Raw genomic sequence first — 16,047 nt, 5'->3', positions numbered from 1 at the left:
TAAAATTTCATGGAAAAACTAATACTCAGGACATTGTCCATTGAAATAACCCGTAAATGCAATATGCTGTGTAGTCATTGTATGCGGGGAGATGCACAGAACCTCGATATCCGCCATAGCAACATCAGGAATGTACTGAAACATATCCGATGTATCGGACATTTCAATATAACCGGTGGCGAGCCTTCCCTGAATATTAAGGCAATCAGGTATATACTGAAACAGGTGGAACTCTTTGAAATTGAAGTCTATGAATTTTATATTGTAACCAACGGTTCCAAAAGTTCTTTATCCGATGAGTTTATCGCCATATGCTCAAAACTCTATGATTACCAGCAGAAGAAAGATATGTCCGGAAATTTCCGTATGCTGGAGATGAGTGATGACTGCTTCCATGATAACAGGTTCCATGCTGAAATCATTGAAAAATTAAGTTGCTACCCCTTTTTCGGATTAAGAGGGCAGGCAGACTATATCTTTCTCTTTAAGGAAGGTCGAAGTTGTTCCGGAAATCAAAATCACATACATCCCTTAACCCTTAACGAAGGAAATCATTTAGAAGGAAACGTATATCTGAATGCTGAAGGGATGATACTCAGCAATGGCGATTTAAGTTATCAGAGGCAAACCGGAAATGAATTATGTCATTGCTGTTGTTTTTGGAGTTATGTGAAATACCATGTGAAAAAATATTAGATAGAAAAATAGCTATGGCGACATTTCCCAATAGTTTGTACGAAACTCCCGAAGAATGGCTCCGGGAGTTTTTTGATAAAGTGGACTTGGTCCGGATTTATAAGAAAACAGTCGAAACCCTACATTACAGGGAGTTAAATCCTGATTGGGAAAGACCCGTTGTTATGTATGGAATCCGTAAAACCCACCATAAATGCATCAAGAAACAAGAGATAGCCGTTATTATAGACCTGATGCCTTGGCAGGACAGGGCGAGAATGGCTGAAACCCATTGGTACAAAATAATCTATAAACGTCCGGCCACAGATTTGGAATGGGATGAAATGAAGCTCAAAAAACCGACCCGACGATACTGGATCTGGTCTTATTTTATAGAAAAAGGCTGGGCAGAGGAGCGGATTGTATCGCATATTATAAAAGATGACATCGCAGAATACGGATTAAGTTGTGATCATGGTAAACGTTTACTACATGCCTTTGAGAAATTTATAGGTCGAAAACTAAAGCTTGACTGCTCTTATACTTCTATTCAATCACTTATCTGACTCGGTACATTAAAGATGTCTGTTGCTAAGCGTGTATGTGTTTCCATCTCAATGGGCAAGGATAGCCTGTGTCTTCTGCATATGCTGATAGAAAAAGGCTATCCGGTGGATGAGGCGGTGTTTTTTAATACGGGAATGGAGTTCGAAGCCCTTTATCGGACACGGGATAAGCTGCTTCCTTTTTTAAATACACATGGAATTAAATTTACAGAACTACATCCAAACAAGCCCTTCATATGGATGATGCTGGATAAACCTGTAAGGAAACGAGGGACAGATATTATTCATAAATACGGCTATTCTTGGTGTGGTGGTCCCTGCCGCTGGGGTACAAGTGAGAAGATGAATGTCTTAAAGAAATATATAGGGAATAATTGGGATTTAGTTGGTATAGCAGCCGATGAACCGCATCGGTTTGAAAGAGAAAAGAGATCCAATCGTTTACTACCTTTAGTAGATTGGGGTGTAACAGAAGCTGATGCCCTGCAATACTGTTATGACAGAGGATATACATGGGAGGAAAACGGAATACCCTTGTATGAAATCTTAGATAGAGTCAGTTGCTGGAATTGCGGGAATAAAAACCTGAAAGAATTATATAACATATATCTATATCTGCCCGATTATTGGGGGAAATTAAAAGAACTGCAAGCCCGTACAGAACGTCCCTTCAGGAGAAACAGCGGAAAAACTATCTTCGACCTGGAAAAGGATTTTTATGAAAAAACACAGAAAGAAGACGAGGTAAGAGAAAAATCATGTATTTTTGTTTAAAACATAATTTTTTATGACAAAAGCAGATCTAGTTAGTGAAATTTCGAAAAATACGGGAATAGATAAACCCTTGGTGCTTAAAATTGTTGAAGAGCTTATGACAACAATAAAAAACTCACTTGTTGAAAATAAGAATGTATATCTTCGCGGTTTTGGTAGTTTTGTTGTAAAACGCAGGGCGGAAAAAATAGCTCGTAATATCAGTAAAAATACAGTTGTTATTATTCCGGCTCATAATATTCCATTTTTCAAAGCATCTAAAGCGTTTACCATAGAGAAAAAATAAATGGATAATTAAACATCAAAAATATCAGTAAAATTTAGTATTTTTGTATTTAGCGTTATATCGTTTTGGCACATAGTTAAAACGTTTATCTTGAATATTACCATCATTAAAGATGGATTTTATATTATCAATATGTGGTGCATTAATCTGTTAAAGGGTTGTAGTGATACTTCGATAAAAATGTCCCACACATTTTAAATGAAACACGCTACATTGGTAGCTGTCTGAAGGTAGTTTAATACCGATTGTTCTAATATCTTTTGTCGATCAGTGACATAGGCTGCGTGCTGTTTTTAATCTGTATATTGACATTTATCGAAGCGGAAAACCTATAAGTATTCTGATTATCATAGAGTTGCCGTATTGCATATTCCTTACACAAAACTATCGGCTATGCGTAAAGTAAACAGTTTTTTCTTTCTTGTATTCATGTGTCACTCATTGCCTTGGGCTTGTAGCAGAGAAGCACTAAAGAATAACTATTCCGATCTGACAGATGCCCATTCGAAAGAGCTTGAAATATTTAAGAAAAAGTTTGATGAAAATGAAATCATAATTGATAGTATAAAACAAACTGTTAATAAACTATTTAATTATCCCATCGAAATATCTGTTGATGCTATTAATGCTATGGATTACCATTCTGTTCCTTATTACGGAATGTCAGATGGCTCAAAAGCGTTTATTTTTTCATTACATTTTAAGAAGGTCTATGAAGTGAATATTTATTATCAGGGAGATAATAGATATACAATTATGGGGAGTGATTGTTTTTTTATCTCTGATGCATCAGTAACGGTTAAGCCGACCAAAGATAATAATTCCAATACAAATTTTCTAGAAGCTAAATGCCAACAATACAAGAAGGAGAAGGATACAGGAGAGTCAATACAAGATATTTGTTGTTTAGTCCGTTGATTAATTACTATTAAAAACACATGCAAATAATTCCAATACAAATTAATTCCCATCTCTTCCATATTCTCAAATTATTTTCATTCTATTAATAACAACCTGAAAATAAAAAGAAAAGCTTAAAGTCAGGCTTTCATTTAATTTCATCAGGCAAAGTTATGGGCGGTTCCGGGCGGATGTGCAAGGTCGTGCCCTGACGGGTTTTTGCAGAAATCTCCACCCTGCGGGTTGTATTTCTACAAAAAACCTTGCATCCTGAACCACCCATATTGCTTGCCGCTGAAATTATAAATGAAAGCCTTATGAAAAATATAAAAGAGAATAAGTATTGGACGATGGCCGTTCCGGTTGTGAAGGTTATGCTGCTGGCCTTCATAATTTATACAATTATTCAGTTTTTCAGTACCATATCGCAAAGTACACTGTATATAATAATAGGAATCGTACTGTCATGGAGAGTATGGCGAGCGTTATTCAGGCTTACCTGGCTGTTGATTCAGATAGCCATTGCATTCGCAGTTATCTATTTACTAATCTTTTAAAATAATAACAAACATGAAAACATCGGAATTATTAAAACAGATCGAACAGGCATTCGCTCAAAAATTAGAAGAAAAAACCGGTTGGGGCAGGAATGAGATCAAAGCTGCCTATCGTTCGGCTGTGAACGAAACATTAATGGAAATCACTGATAAAATAATCGAAAATGAAGAGTAGCAAAGATAATAATGAGACAAAGGTAGTAAACATACGTATGGAAGAATACGATGTATATATTGGCCGGACGGGTAAAGGACAGGACGGTTATTTCGGTAATCCTATCCTTTTGAGGGAAAATCAAACAAGAGGAGCTACGCTTGAAAAATACGAAGAATATTTTTATAACCGGATAAAGAACGATCCGGAGTTTAAGCGAAGAGTTCATGTATTGAAAGGAAAAACATTGGGATGTTTCTGCAAACCCTATCCCTGTCATGGAGATGTTATAAAGAAATATTTAGATACAATAAAGTAAATTAATATCAGACAAATAAATGCTCGGGCTGTATAAGTCCGGGCTTTTTTGTTTTAAACACAATAATTTATGGAGAGTATAACGACAAAAACAATCAGCCCGGAAATATCCGATGTCATAAAACAGGCATTTCTGGAGAATATGAATAAAGAATATGAACTTGTTTATACGGACTACCGGGATAATTATGACGATTCGGGTAAAATAATACAGGACTGTATCAATAATCGTAATACGGAAGCAATAGAGAACAATCAATGGGAAGCTGATAGTCTCTACGAAAGTAGTACCATAGAATTGAGTAATTTAGAAAATAAAATTCTTTCCACTCCTGAATATAAACATCTCCACCCTTATATATCAAGATGGTTAGATAGGGAAGATAACTGGACTTTTATTAAAAATACTATCATAGACCGCGATATAAGTGCTCCTATTCAGAAAATGGTTGAAAGGAGTGAACTTCGTAGCCGAGCGATCCTTTATACCAACTACGATTGTCTTCCCCATAATTACGATATGGGTAATACCTATTGCTATGACGAATATTTCAAAGACATCATTGATGTACTTTGTCTGAATCCTAAGAAAGTAAAAGAAACTTTCAACAAAAAAGGGATCAACACGATCGGGCGCTGGCCGGACAAACGTAGCCGCAATGGAAATGAAGCCGTCAGTTATGCAGATCTGACCGATGAAATACTGAATCAATCTTGTTATGGATTACTTACATTCATGGGGTTACTGCCAATCAAAAGCCTGTATGAGAATAATTTCGAAGAATATAAAAGTATTGTTATTCCCAAAGGGAATAACTGCGGTATGTTCAACGACTGGAACGGAGGAGGTTCCCTGATGGAGATGGAATTACTGCGTGACTTATATGTGCCTGTCCGCTTTTCCGGAAAAACAGAATATGACAGATTTGAAATGTGTGTTGATGAACGAGGTTGTAATAACGGCTATTGTATCGATGAAGTCTACGGGCTTATTCGTTCCGCATGGGGGAAAGAATTTCAATTAATATATAAATAACAGAAACGGAAATATAACTTAATTATAAACTCAAAATAGTATGGTGAAAAAAATAACAAAAGAAGAAGTAACATTGGAATACCCCGGTTACGGCAAAATTACAATTCCTGCGGGAGTAGAAGTATTCTATGACAGGAACCTTCCGGAAGAAGAACGCTTGTTCCATGTCAATGATCGGCAATGGATCGATGAAAAATATCCTCAATTTGCGGATAAACTGTTTTCGGATATGCAAACTGCAAAAATGTATGTTCCTGCCGATAATCTGATTCATGTAATCCGCCTGAAATTTGCTTTTGACGAATCAGGCTATTGCAGGGATTACTTTAAAACAGATGAAGGCGTATTAGTCTGTCGTATGGAATCCCATGAAAATCATGCACAGTGGTATACGGTAACGCAGGATTATCTGGAGCCATTATTCCCTTTCCGCACAAATATGCTGATACAGGTACTTGATGCCAGTGGAAATATCGTGATGACAGAACAACAGGAGAAAACAGACTATGGGTATATAAGCCTTATGAAATTTCCTTTTTCCTGGCAAAAACCGGAGAATGGGGAAGAAGAGAAACTATGCAGTAGAATTTATAATTTAAGATATGAAGAGGACTAATATTATGGCAAAATCAATCATTAGTAAAATGATAAAACTCTACGGACATACTATTGTGTTGGAGTTGGATGTAACGCCATTATCCAGTTTTTTGACCTATGAAATAAATTGTATTCTATTTAATAATAAAATAATAGAATACTTGAAAAAACGGATTGCCCTCCAATTAAAGAGTAACCAAAAGAAAGGTTCTTTCAAATTCAGCAAGTTTCTGGAACTGAATGATCAAACTGTTGTGAACAAGCGAGTTCGCTTAATATGCCAATGGAGCATACCGATCGATTATATGCAATTGTTCCGTATTTACAGATGGTGGTACAACTGCAATATTCCCCAAGACGGAATCTCAGATTTTTTTTCAAAAACGTTTGAGGAGAGGGTAGCGAATTATTATATGGAGGAATTTTGCATAACACATAGCTATAATATTATTTCTATGGTAGCTTCAATCGGCAAGGAAGAAAAGCATGGTATAGCCTTTTTCCATGGAGTAATGAAAGAGGTGGAGGAATACGAAAAAAAATCAAGGAATCAAATGTGAAACTAAAGACGTATCTATTATGGAATTAAAAGAATTAGACGAACTATCTCTGGCTGAATTGGAAAAGTTAGAGAGAATATATTTTATTCAGCACGATGGCTGGACTACGGAGTTTGATAAAAGTATAAACGATATATCCCGTGTTAAAATAAAACAATTCCAGAAAGAAAGAGGAGCGTGCTATCTGGGAAGGATAAACGAATACGATGAAAATGCAGAAATTAAACTTACACTGTATGAAAGACAAGTAGTATACAATTTTGAATATACATTTATTGTTCCCCATGATGACCCAAAGCTGGTTGAGCTGCTGAAAAAATACCATAAGAGAGGGAATAGCCCCGATTTAACCACGAATCAGATCACAGAGATAACTAACCGTATCTATGAAACAGGTGGGATGTTCCTTTACTGGTCTTGATATTCAGATAGAATAGTTTTATAAGATAATGCTAATATAAACGGACAGAAACCAGTGGTTTCAATTATTCTATGAAATGTTTAAAATAATATTTTAAAATGAAAACTTTACGACAGGTCTGTGTCTTTGACCTTGAAACTTCATCCCATTCGGTCGGGCTTGTAAACTATTTGGGCCAAAACCGGATGGAGAGTGCAATCGATTTGTTTACCGGAGAGACGAATCCCGATAAACTAAGGATAGATGATACGGACTATATATTTGTGAATATTGAATATCAGGATACAATATATGTAGTCTATATTGATGTGGAGTACAAGGACAATGGTTCTGACATTGAAACCATCCTGTACCGGTTCTTCTCGGATGATTATCGTTTATATTTTGAAAAGCAATATTCTTGTTGGCAGAACTACCGCAATAACTGCATAGCTTTCAGAGATGGCAGGGGAATTACCTACACTATTTGGAAATACACTGATTGCTGACAGCTTAAATTTTGATTTGCAAATTAAATATTCGCTTCACTACCCGGTAGTGAGGCGTTTGTGTTTTTATGCGAAAAAATAAAATGAAAAAGACAGAATATTCGGAAAGTACATACATGGACAGGACTATGAACGGAGTGCAAGCGCTTTACCCTCAAAGGCAAAGTTACTTCGTGTTTCTATCGGAAATAAAAGCCTTCCCCTTCGGTTTTGGAAAAAATCTCCACCCTTTGGGTCGTATTTTCCCCAAAAGCCTTTGTATTTCCTGAAACACGTCACTTTGGGGCCTTTGAAGGTAAAGCACCTGCCTGATAAGCAGGGGTAAAATTATTCATTAAAAACATATTTATATGAAAATCAACAGTAAACGATTAAAAAAGACAGCGGAGAAATTTACCGCATTGATGATCAGCCGGATAATGGAGGTTGATAAAGACTGGACCAAACCCTGGCTTGAAGTAAAAAGGAAGGATTTCCTTCCCCGTAATATCACAGGGCGCCTGTATAGCGGGGGCAATACCCTGATGTTGCTGATATACTGTATGTACCATGATTACAGCAGTCCCGTATTCCTTACATTCTTACAGGCGAAGAACATGGGTATTTCAGTTAAAAAAGGAGCCGTATCCTTTCCGGTTTACCATATTCCGTATATGTATTACAACCCGCAAACACAGGAAAAGATATCCATAGAAAAATTTCAATTGTTGGATGAAGCCGAACAGAAACAATACTACCTGATTCCGACGCCAAAATGTTATGATGTCTTTAATTTAGACCAGACCGATTACAGCGAGAAATACCCCGAAGAATGGGCCGAACTCTTATCCCACCACCTGATAGCACCTTCCGTATCCGGTGTAGGGAAGTACTCCAATTCTCTGTTGGACGAGCTTCTTGAATATCAAAACTGGGTATGCCCCGTTGAACAGCAATTCTCGAACAGGGCTTATTATTCTCCGGCTCAGGACCGGATTGTATTACCCTATAAATATCAGTTTACCACAGGAGAATCCTTTTACGGGACGGCTCTGCATGAAATGACACATTCGACAGGGCATAAGGATAGGTTAAACCGCCTGAAAGCGGGTTCAGTAAAAGGGAGTGATAACTATGCCCGGGAAGAGTTAGTAGCTGAACTATCGGCAGCACTTATGGGCTACTATTTAGGGATAGAAACCTATATCCGGGAAGACCATACCTCTTATTTAAAATACTGGCTGGGAGCATTACAACAAGATGCCGGTTTTTTAATGGAAGTCCTTTCCGATGTGGTTCAGGCTGTAAAATTTATATGCAACCGGCTTAATTTTAATCCGTTTGAGCAGGAACAAGCAGAAACAAAAGTATTGCCAAAAGAAAACAAGAAACAGAAGTTATTCGCATTCGATGAGCTAATGGTAATTGACTGATTATGTATAAAGAATTAAAGTGGTTGGTCAGAATATGTTACAGACAAGGGCTTATAGGAGAGCAGGAGAATTACCTGAAGCTGGTAATAAGAAATAATAAAAGAGAAATCCGGCTACAGTTCTATCGTAAGCCTCCTCTGGAAATTCGGCAACATATCCGTTTTTATAATTTTAAATGGAGTCGAAAATACGCTTACTGGCATGCAAGGCTGAATAACAGTCGGATAAACAACATCAAAAAGGTTTTCCGGCTTATTTATAGACAGAATAATAACTAAAAAGCAATAAAAATGAATATATGCACCAACATAGCAGTCGTATCGAGTACTGACAAAAAGATAGTAGAGAGCATATTACAAGATATCGATGAAAATTTTGAATGTTATACCGATATAGAAACAAACAACAACGTCTGTGAACTTGAATTCAGTTCCCGCGGGCAATTTTCAGAAAATATTATGTCGGAGATAACCGGAAAACATCAGGGCAACAACCTGTATATGCAAGTCCTTACCTATGATCTGTCCGATGAATTAGTAGAATATCATATCTATGAAAATGGGCGGTGGGTTGATAAACTGGCAGAGAAATATCAATATAAACGATAAAAAAATGTAGACATGGAAAAAATAGAAGGAAATAAATACGCATTACACAACTCCTATTTTAAAAACAAAAAACAAGGCAGTCCCGACACCTTGTTGGAAATTGTACAATATTGGAAACTGTATGGTGAATTACCATTTAACTATACAGGTGATGACTGGCTGTATCAAACCGTGATTGAACGGCAGAAAAAAAGAGGTGTTATACTGAGCCAGTATCCAACACCGGATTGTCTGGCAAAGCAGTTGGTAAAATTAACTGATAATTTTTTACCCAAAAATAACCGTGTATTGAATGCCTGCTGTGGTATCGGACAGATAACTAAATATTTGTTGGATAGCAAATTGGATGTAACAGGATTTGATATCGATGAAGAGCTCGTAGAATTGTGTCGATCAATATACCCAGACGCAGAGTATTATACCTATGATTACAGAGAGGAAATTATGGAGGAAGAAAAGTGGGATCTGATTATATCTAATCCTCCATTGGAAAAAGCAGACCTGCACTCATTTTTATCCTGGTTGTCAAGAACGCTGAGTGATGTAGGTTATGCCATCATTTTGCTTCCGAAAGATTATTTAGGTAAAACATACCCACCTAAATTACATAAATGTTTACGGAGATTTGATGTGTGCCATAAAGAAGCTGTCTGTGAAGAATCTAAGTATAGTATGCTCAGTCATGAAATATGTATATTGTCCCTGACGGAAGAATATAAAAAGGAGAGAACCCTTCAAAAGCCAAAACTAACAGGAAAAGCAAAAAGTATAGCTGAAGATAAAATAGTTGGTTCAGAAGATTTAAGGAGTATTGAAATGGTTCCATTGGATAAGATATCTCCGAATCCTTTTAATCCGAGGAAACGGATTAAACAAAATGAACTTATCAGTTTATCTCAGGGAATTAAAGAGATAGGATTGATACAGGCTATAACCTTGCGTCCGAAAGACAATAATTGTTATGAAATCGTTTGTGGGGAAAGGCGGTATCATGCTTTTCTTTTGAATAAAGAAGAAAAGATACCCGCTTTCATAAAAGAATATACAGATGAACAGGTTCTAGAATTGGCTATTGCAGAGAACGTCCACAGGGAAAATCTGACAGTCATGGAAGAAGTAAATTCTTATAAAGCCCTTCTTGATAATGGTAAATGGACAATCGATGATATCGCTCGGAAATTTGGACAAAAAGAGATGTATATTAAGAACAGGTTGCGTCTTTTATTACTTATTCCGGACTTCCAGAATCTGCTTGATGACCATGAAATAAAAGTTAGTATTGGCATAGAATTGACAAAATACACAAAAGAAATACAAGGAAGGATTTACAAGGAACATTTCGTTCATGAGGATAGCACCAATTGGAAAGATTTATCTGTCAAGGAGTTTATTACCAGAACGGAACGTATATATACCAATGACCTTTCTGTATTTCCTTTTGACAAGACAGAGTGCAATACCTGCCCTATGAATACCGGAACATATAACCTGTTCGGGGAAACAGGCAATAGCCGTTGTACTGATACCGGCTGTTTAGAGGGTAAAAAAAGAGAATACATGATCAGTCTGTGTAAAGCGCAAGTACTACAAGACGCTTCAGTTGAAATCTGTGTACAACCCTATGATAGGGTGGATGAAAACTTGAATAATATACTGAAAGAATCTGGTGTGGGTATTACTGCGGCAATAGTAAAAGAGTTTCCTCCACTCCCCGAAAAACCGGACAAGGCAAAATACTATAAGGAAGAAGACTATATCAAGGCTCATGATGAATATCTTGCGGCAGAATATGACTATAGTGAGCAAATGGAAAAGGTTCATGCTGAAATAAAAGCCGGAAATCTGAAAAAAGGGCTGTATGTTGGAGATGGAATTCCCCGCTATTGTATAATTCCCGTAGATAAATCAAAGGAAAATAATCCTGTTAAAAATCTAGAAGAACAAAATATGAAGAATAAGGATAACGCCTTAAAACAAATCTTTACAGAATCTTTGCATCTGCTGAAGATGCAAAAACTGCCGGGAACAACACTTAGCCTGTTTGAAGACGAATTATTCATTTTTATACTGTTAGACTATTTGGATAAGAAAGATTATCCCTTATTCGGTATAACAAATCCTAAACAGAATATTCTGACGGATAAGGACAAAGATACTATTATTAAAACCTTGAGCCCGGAACAACGTGGTATCCTGATAAGAAGTTTTATGGTTAAGTATTTTGCCTCCAATAATAAGTTTAGTCCTAAACTGAATGTTTTGCTGCCACAACTGGCGATACAATATTATCCGGCTGAGACAAAAACTATAGTTAGCAAACATATGGATACATACAGAAAAAGTAATGAGATAATCACATCTAAAATCAAAAAATATAAAGAGAAAACAGAGTATGCCAAAATGATAAGTTAACCCGTGGTACATTTAGACAATACGAGTTTTTAAATTGTTAATATTCTTGTTATTTAGTTTGTTTATCAGTTGTATAGCCTTCAGAGCCATAATCTTAGATAAGATTCTGTTTTTGAATTCGTCAAAAGATTTGGCATAATTCCTGCGAATCATAAACTGATCACATAGTTGAGAAAAGAGCGTTTCAATGCATTTCCTGGATTTACGGAAAATATAGGCTTGAGGTTTATATTCCCTCTGATTTCGGCGCATTGGCACTTCTAGTTTGATTTGTTAAGAATAAATCCCTTTAATAATCAACACTGATTTATACTTTATCTCCTAAAATAACACAACCTGTGTACATGGATTTTATATCTTTCAGATAATGAATATCATGTACGGAAGCTTTTGTCAAATCAATGACTATTAATTCAATATCTGATAGCTTGGGTTGGCGTATTTGATTCAAAAAATTCATCTTACTTTCTACTAATTGCAATGTTTCCAATATTTTTTCGTAATTTCGAATGAAGTTGTTCTTGTATTTAATCGTTTGGTAGACAATTAAATATAATCATTTGTTTGATAATGAACAACTTCTTTTATATTTATCTAAATGCACCACGGGTTTTATATATATCTTCAACGGCAAATATATAATTGCAGAATGTTAAGGTGGATAGAAAAATTGTTATTTAACTATTGTGAAATTTGCTATATTTACACTAAATAATTGAATATAACTGAAATGAAAGTAAGAATTTCAAAAGATTTTAAAGTAGAACTAAATACCCTAATTAAATTAGAGTGGAAAAAATTCTATCCTGTATTGATAATACATGAAAGATTTGAAAAAATAGTCAAATGGATAATAAGATTATTAGCAATAATAGGTGTTTTAAGTTGTTTAATTACTTTTCAGAACAAATGTGAAGCCCTTTTATTTTCAGTTATAATTGTATTAATTCAACAATTTTTTGAAAGAGTCATATTTGAATATACAACAATTATTGTATCTCCATTACCTAATTTCAGGGTTGATCTTACTCAATGGTTGACTAACGCTTTTTTTATTCCTTTAAATGCAGATGGTTCATATAATAGAAATGAAACAGCGGTCTTTGCTCCTTGTTTTAGGGATGAAGAATATGGAATCCAATTATTCAAATTTTTGAAACAATGGAATTTTGAGCAAGATAATGATATAGAAAACAATATAATAATATCATTTATAATTGAGCCAAATGCAAAATACTCAACATACATATATCATAATCCCAAAAGGAAAAATATTGAAAAAATACTTGAAGATGAGAAAGAAAAAAATAAACTATCAAAATATGGTAAACGCCAACAACAATTAATAGCAAGTTTTATTTTCGGAAAAAAACTAGATTTCATTACAGGTTCATACATCGAAAAATTTCTTGAATTTCAAGAACAAAATAAACTTTTCTATTTTATGCCATCACACCCAATCTCTGATAATGGTAGACGAGGAACAAGCTTTTTAAGACAGGCAACCATTTTGAAGTATAATTTTAAACTAAAGAATAGAAATGAATTAACCAGAAAAGATATAGAATACCATTTCCCTTTATAGTCTTCAATAATATTTTTTGCAGTTCTCGTCATTGCACAAAAAAAGATTTCTTATCAATATTATTCAATGATAATCACATGGACCTGTCATCATCCATAAATATTGATACTGTCTACAATATAATGATCGTGAGAACCAATACAGTAAGCTGTTTTTTCTTCGCAATAAATCCCGATAGTAAAATAATCGTCGTTTCCTGCGATTGTAGACACTACGTTCTATCCTTGAAGTTAAACCAACAGGCAATTTCCTAAACAAATCCCTTTCCGAATCAATCTCTAAAAAACTCAGCAGTCAAGTCGATATCTGATAGCTTAGGAAAACGTATTTGATTCAAAAAATTCATTTTACTTTCTGCTAATTTGCAATGTTTCTAATATTTTTTCGTAATTTCGAGTGAAGTTGTTCATATATTTAATCGTTTAGTAGACTATTAAATACAATCATTTACTTGATAATGAGTAGCTTATTTTGTGTTTATCTAAATGCACGACGGTATAAGTTAATATTATCCCTCAATAAATACAGGTAAAACAAAACCCGGATTGCCTCACGGTTTTCCGGGTTGAAATGTTACCACAAAGAAAATGATCAAATATTCTGCTTCACAGCAGTATCGCATATATATATAGATTATAACTTTCTTTTAAAAAGGATTTCCGGTATCTCTGACTTTCGATAATAGGCTTTACCTTTGTCTATCATATAATACTTAATCAATCCTTTTTGCCTGTATCTTTGCAATGTTCGTTTAGTAACTCCTAATATATTACACATATCGTGATTATCTAAAAGTTCATCACCATTCAAAGGATCTTTTACTTTAAACAGCCTGTCGAGTTTATTATCTATCTTGTCAAACCGGGAAAGGAGCTGCTCTAAAATTTTCATGATGATTTCTGATTTGTCATTCATTTTTATTCTTTTTTATTTATTTCCGGTTTTCATTGCCTCTTCTTGAAAATATTAATTCGGTATTGTAATTTTTATGAGTGTTCTTGTGATTTTTATTGTACATGGAGTTTAGCACCTCTCTTTTATGGAAACGGATAGCTCCGCCAAATTGGATACATGGAATCAGTCCTTCTTTCTTTTGACGTTCAATGGTTTTAGTGCTGAACCTCAAATATTCAGCAACTTCTTTTAGAGTCATAATCTGGTCTAAATCAGTTTCTTGCATTAATTTAATACATTTTTCGTATACCGGTGCAGAGTTGTTTATTATTGATTCAATGCGGTCTAGTTTATTCATTATTATTCTGAATGTTTCATCTTCAATAGTTATGATTTTATCTGTTCCCATACATTAAAATTTTATCTGTTTGATGATGCAAAGTTGAAGTAAATAGAAATGAATCGTTCCCGATGAAGGACCTTACTTCGGGAACGATTTCTAATATTTAACTGTATATCAGTTAGTTTAATTTTAACTTTATAACCTCTTTGAGATTATTTATCAGTGAATCAAGATATCGGGTAGGCTTAATTTTTCTTGTACATATTTCATCAAAAGTGTTGTAATAATTACCCAAATCTACCTGAAAGATAAATTCGAAACATTTTACAATCTTATGAATACTGGCCTCTCCGTTATTAATAGACTTGCCAATGGAATAGATTAATTCGACCAAAGCCACTTTTTTGTCTGTCCAGATCAGCAATACAGGATATTCCTTTTTATCTGAAAGAGCTTCTCTCAAATCGGGATTCTGAATTTTATAGTTTAGAATCTCAATTTCAGTTTTAACAAAATGTTGCAGTTTCTGGATGAGTTCGTTAGTGGAAGATAAGGCCACACTTTTGCACTTGAGTTGGAGATCACTCTCTAACTCCTTTAAAAGCCTGTAGACAGAAAATATATTGATATCTGCGCAACAGTAGTCGATTAATAGATGTATCAGTTCATTAAATTCTTTATTGATATTATCCTTTTGAGATTGTTTCTCTAATAATATGACGAAAAAGTTCGCATATTGTTTATTAAGTTCTTGAATCATTAAATTTCTAATTATTAATTGATTAACTCAAGACTTAACTGATGATATGAAAAATATTTTAAAAATAGTTCTGTGAACTCTTGCAAAAGAAATAAAAAGGCTTTACTTTTGCAACCCGTTAGACATGGAGATGTTTAAAAGAGGCAAAAAAATAATGATATATTATTGAAGAAATCGTGAAGATTTTTTGATTCACGGAAAAATAGAAGCTGGCAATCCGGCTGTTTCAGCGGGTTTGAAGCATGAATTTATTTTTTTTATTCAACTCTGCCTGGGACTACGATGACAGTTAACAGAGATCAGTTATCACCACAAGTTATCATTACTTGCTAACTGCTAACTGTTCACTGAATACTCGGGGGATTAGCTCAGCTGGCTAGAGCACCTGCCTTGCACGCAGGGGGTCAACGGTTCGAATCCGTTATTCTCCACTTGATTTAATTAAGACTTATGACTTATGACTGATGAATCCAATCATATTCATAATTAATAATTCATAATTCATAATTAAACAAACGATCTTTGACATGATGTAAAAAAAGAGCAAGTAAAGTTAGTTTATTTTTATATAGACTATCAAACCCACGTATCATATTATATATAATACGTAAAAGAATAAAGAAAGTAATAAAGGGCACATGGGGGATGCCTAGGCTCTCAGAGGCGATGAAGGACGTGATAAGCTGCGAAAAGCTAGGGGT

Annotated in this window: 20 protein-coding genes, 1 tRNA gene, 1 rRNA gene and 1 pseudogene; 19 read left to right on the top strand and 4 right to left on the bottom strand. The window is 34.9% G+C overall.

Going from position 1 to position 16,047, the window contains the following annotated elements; genetic code table 11:
* The first annotated feature begins 9 nt into the window (after positions 1-9).
* The 16 genes from M2448_RS18680 to M2448_RS18605 all read left to right on the top strand — a co-directional run bounded on the left by M2448_RS18680 (position 10) and on the right by M2448_RS18605 (position 11,764).
* Positions 10-696 carry a radical SAM protein gene (locus M2448_RS18680; protein ID WP_280697212.1) on the top strand — a complete coding sequence of 229 codons (687 nt, stop codon included), beginning with the start codon at positions 10-12 and terminating at the stop codon, positions 694-696.
* 14 nt (positions 697-710) lie between these two features.
* On the top strand, positions 711-1,241 hold the full coding sequence (locus M2448_RS18675; protein ID WP_280697210.1) for a hypothetical protein: 531 nt from the start codon (positions 711-713) through the stop codon (positions 1,239-1,241).
* Positions 1,242-1,256: 15 nt separating this feature from the next.
* On the top strand, positions 1,257-2,015 hold the full coding sequence (locus tag M2448_RS18670) for a phosphoadenosine phosphosulfate reductase family protein (RefSeq protein WP_280647904.1): 759 nt from the start codon (positions 1,257-1,259) through the stop codon (positions 2,013-2,015).
* A 13-nt stretch (positions 2,016-2,028) separates the two neighbouring features.
* On the top strand, positions 2,029-2,301 hold the full coding sequence (locus M2448_RS18665) for an HU family DNA-binding protein (RefSeq protein ID WP_280647905.1): 273 nt from the start codon (positions 2,029-2,031) through the stop codon (positions 2,299-2,301).
* Positions 2,302-2,694: 393 nt separating this feature from the next.
* A complete protein-coding gene (locus M2448_RS18660) occupies positions 2,695-3,219 on the top strand; it encodes a hypothetical protein (protein ID WP_280647906.1) in 525 nt (174 codons plus the stop codon).
* 299 nt (positions 3,220-3,518) lie between these two features.
* A complete protein-coding gene (locus M2448_RS18655; RefSeq protein ID WP_280647907.1) occupies positions 3,519-3,758 on the top strand; it encodes a hypothetical protein in 240 nt (79 codons plus the stop codon).
* 13 nt (positions 3,759-3,771) lie between these two features.
* Positions 3,772-3,933: a hypothetical protein gene (locus M2448_RS18650; RefSeq protein ID WP_280647908.1), complete on the top strand. Its 162-nt coding sequence runs from the start codon at positions 3,772-3,774 to the stop codon at positions 3,931-3,933.
* Entirely contained in the window at positions 3,923-4,231 is a 309-nt protein-coding gene (locus M2448_RS18645; protein WP_348523110.1) for a DUF4326 domain-containing protein, read from the top strand. The genes M2448_RS18650 and M2448_RS18645 overlap by 11 nt, the downstream gene beginning before the upstream one ends.
* A gap of 69 nt (positions 4,232-4,300) precedes the next feature.
* Positions 4,301-5,266, top strand: coding sequence for a hypothetical protein (locus M2448_RS18640; protein WP_280647909.1), 966 nt, complete (start codon positions 4,301-4,303; stop codon positions 5,264-5,266).
* 40 nt (positions 5,267-5,306) lie between these two features.
* Positions 5,307-5,882: a hypothetical protein gene (locus tag M2448_RS18635; RefSeq protein ID WP_280647910.1), complete on the top strand. Its 576-nt coding sequence runs from the start codon at positions 5,307-5,309 to the stop codon at positions 5,880-5,882.
* Between the two features lie 4 nt (positions 5,883-5,886).
* A complete protein-coding gene (locus tag M2448_RS18630; protein ID WP_280647911.1) occupies positions 5,887-6,423 on the top strand; it encodes a hypothetical protein in 537 nt (178 codons plus the stop codon).
* Positions 6,424-6,442: 19 nt separating this feature from the next.
* Positions 6,443-6,844, top strand: a complete 402-nt coding sequence (locus M2448_RS18625; protein WP_280647912.1) for a hypothetical protein — start codon at positions 6,443-6,445, stop codon at positions 6,842-6,844.
* 98 nt (positions 6,845-6,942) lie between these two features.
* Positions 6,943-7,332 carry a hypothetical protein gene (locus tag M2448_RS18620; RefSeq protein WP_280647913.1) on the top strand — a complete coding sequence of 130 codons (390 nt, stop codon included), beginning with the start codon at positions 6,943-6,945 and terminating at the stop codon, positions 7,330-7,332.
* 350 nt (positions 7,333-7,682) lie between these two features.
* Entirely contained in the window at positions 7,683-8,744 is a 1,062-nt protein-coding gene (locus tag M2448_RS18615; protein ID WP_280647914.1) for a zincin-like metallopeptidase domain-containing protein, read from the top strand.
* A gap of 290 nt (positions 8,745-9,034) precedes the next feature.
* Positions 9,035-9,352: a hypothetical protein gene (locus M2448_RS18610; protein ID WP_280647915.1), complete on the top strand. Its 318-nt coding sequence runs from the start codon at positions 9,035-9,037 to the stop codon at positions 9,350-9,352.
* A gap of 12 nt (positions 9,353-9,364) precedes the next feature.
* A complete protein-coding gene (locus M2448_RS18605; protein WP_280647916.1) occupies positions 9,365-11,764 on the top strand; it encodes a ParB/RepB/Spo0J family partition protein in 2,400 nt (799 codons plus the stop codon).
* A gap of 12 nt (positions 11,765-11,776) precedes the next feature.
* Here M2448_RS18605 and M2448_RS18600 read toward each other — a convergent pair.
* Positions 11,777-12,164 (bottom strand): annotated as a pseudogene (locus M2448_RS18600) (transposase); the annotation flags it as partial.
* Between the two features lie 330 nt (positions 12,165-12,494).
* On the opposite strand from M2448_RS18600, the gene M2448_RS18595 reads away from it, so the two are divergent.
* Positions 12,495-13,349 carry a hypothetical protein gene (locus M2448_RS18595; RefSeq protein ID WP_280647917.1) on the top strand — a complete coding sequence of 285 codons (855 nt, stop codon included), beginning with the start codon at positions 12,495-12,497 and terminating at the stop codon, positions 13,347-13,349.
* Between the two features lie 633 nt (positions 13,350-13,982).
* On the opposite strand, the gene M2448_RS18590 is transcribed toward M2448_RS18595, so the two are convergent.
* The 3 genes from M2448_RS18590 to M2448_RS18580 form a co-directional block, all read right to left on the bottom strand.
* Positions 13,983-14,264 (bottom strand): helix-turn-helix domain-containing protein, encoded by a 282-nt coding sequence (locus tag M2448_RS18590; RefSeq protein ID WP_280647918.1) that lies wholly within the window; start codon positions 14,262-14,264, stop codon positions 13,983-13,985.
* 16 nt (positions 14,265-14,280) lie between these two features.
* The gene (locus M2448_RS18585; RefSeq protein ID WP_280647919.1) at positions 14,281-14,652 is read right to left on the bottom strand and encodes a helix-turn-helix domain-containing protein; all 372 of its coding nucleotides are present in this window, start codon (positions 14,650-14,652) and stop codon (positions 14,281-14,283) included.
* A 112-nt stretch (positions 14,653-14,764) separates the two neighbouring features.
* Positions 14,765-15,346, bottom strand: a complete 582-nt coding sequence (locus M2448_RS18580; RefSeq protein ID WP_280647920.1) for an RteC domain-containing protein — start codon at positions 15,344-15,346, stop codon at positions 14,765-14,767.
* A gap of 357 nt (positions 15,347-15,703) precedes the next feature.
* On the opposite strand from M2448_RS18580, the gene M2448_RS18575 reads away from it, so the two are divergent.
* Positions 15,704-15,777: transfer RNA gene (locus tag M2448_RS18575), tRNA-Ala, on the top strand.
* A 187-nt stretch (positions 15,778-15,964) separates the two neighbouring features.
* A 23S ribosomal RNA gene (locus M2448_RS18570) occupies positions 15,965-16,047 on the top strand; the annotation flags it as partial.

It is taken from the genome of Dysgonomonas sp. PF1-14 (assembly GCF_029892965.1).
Lineage (GTDB): Bacteria > Bacteroidota > Bacteroidia > Bacteroidales > Dysgonomonadaceae > Dysgonomonas.
The sequence above is the reverse complement of the archived record's forward strand: the minus strand, read 5'-3'. Positions and strand labels throughout refer to the sequence as shown.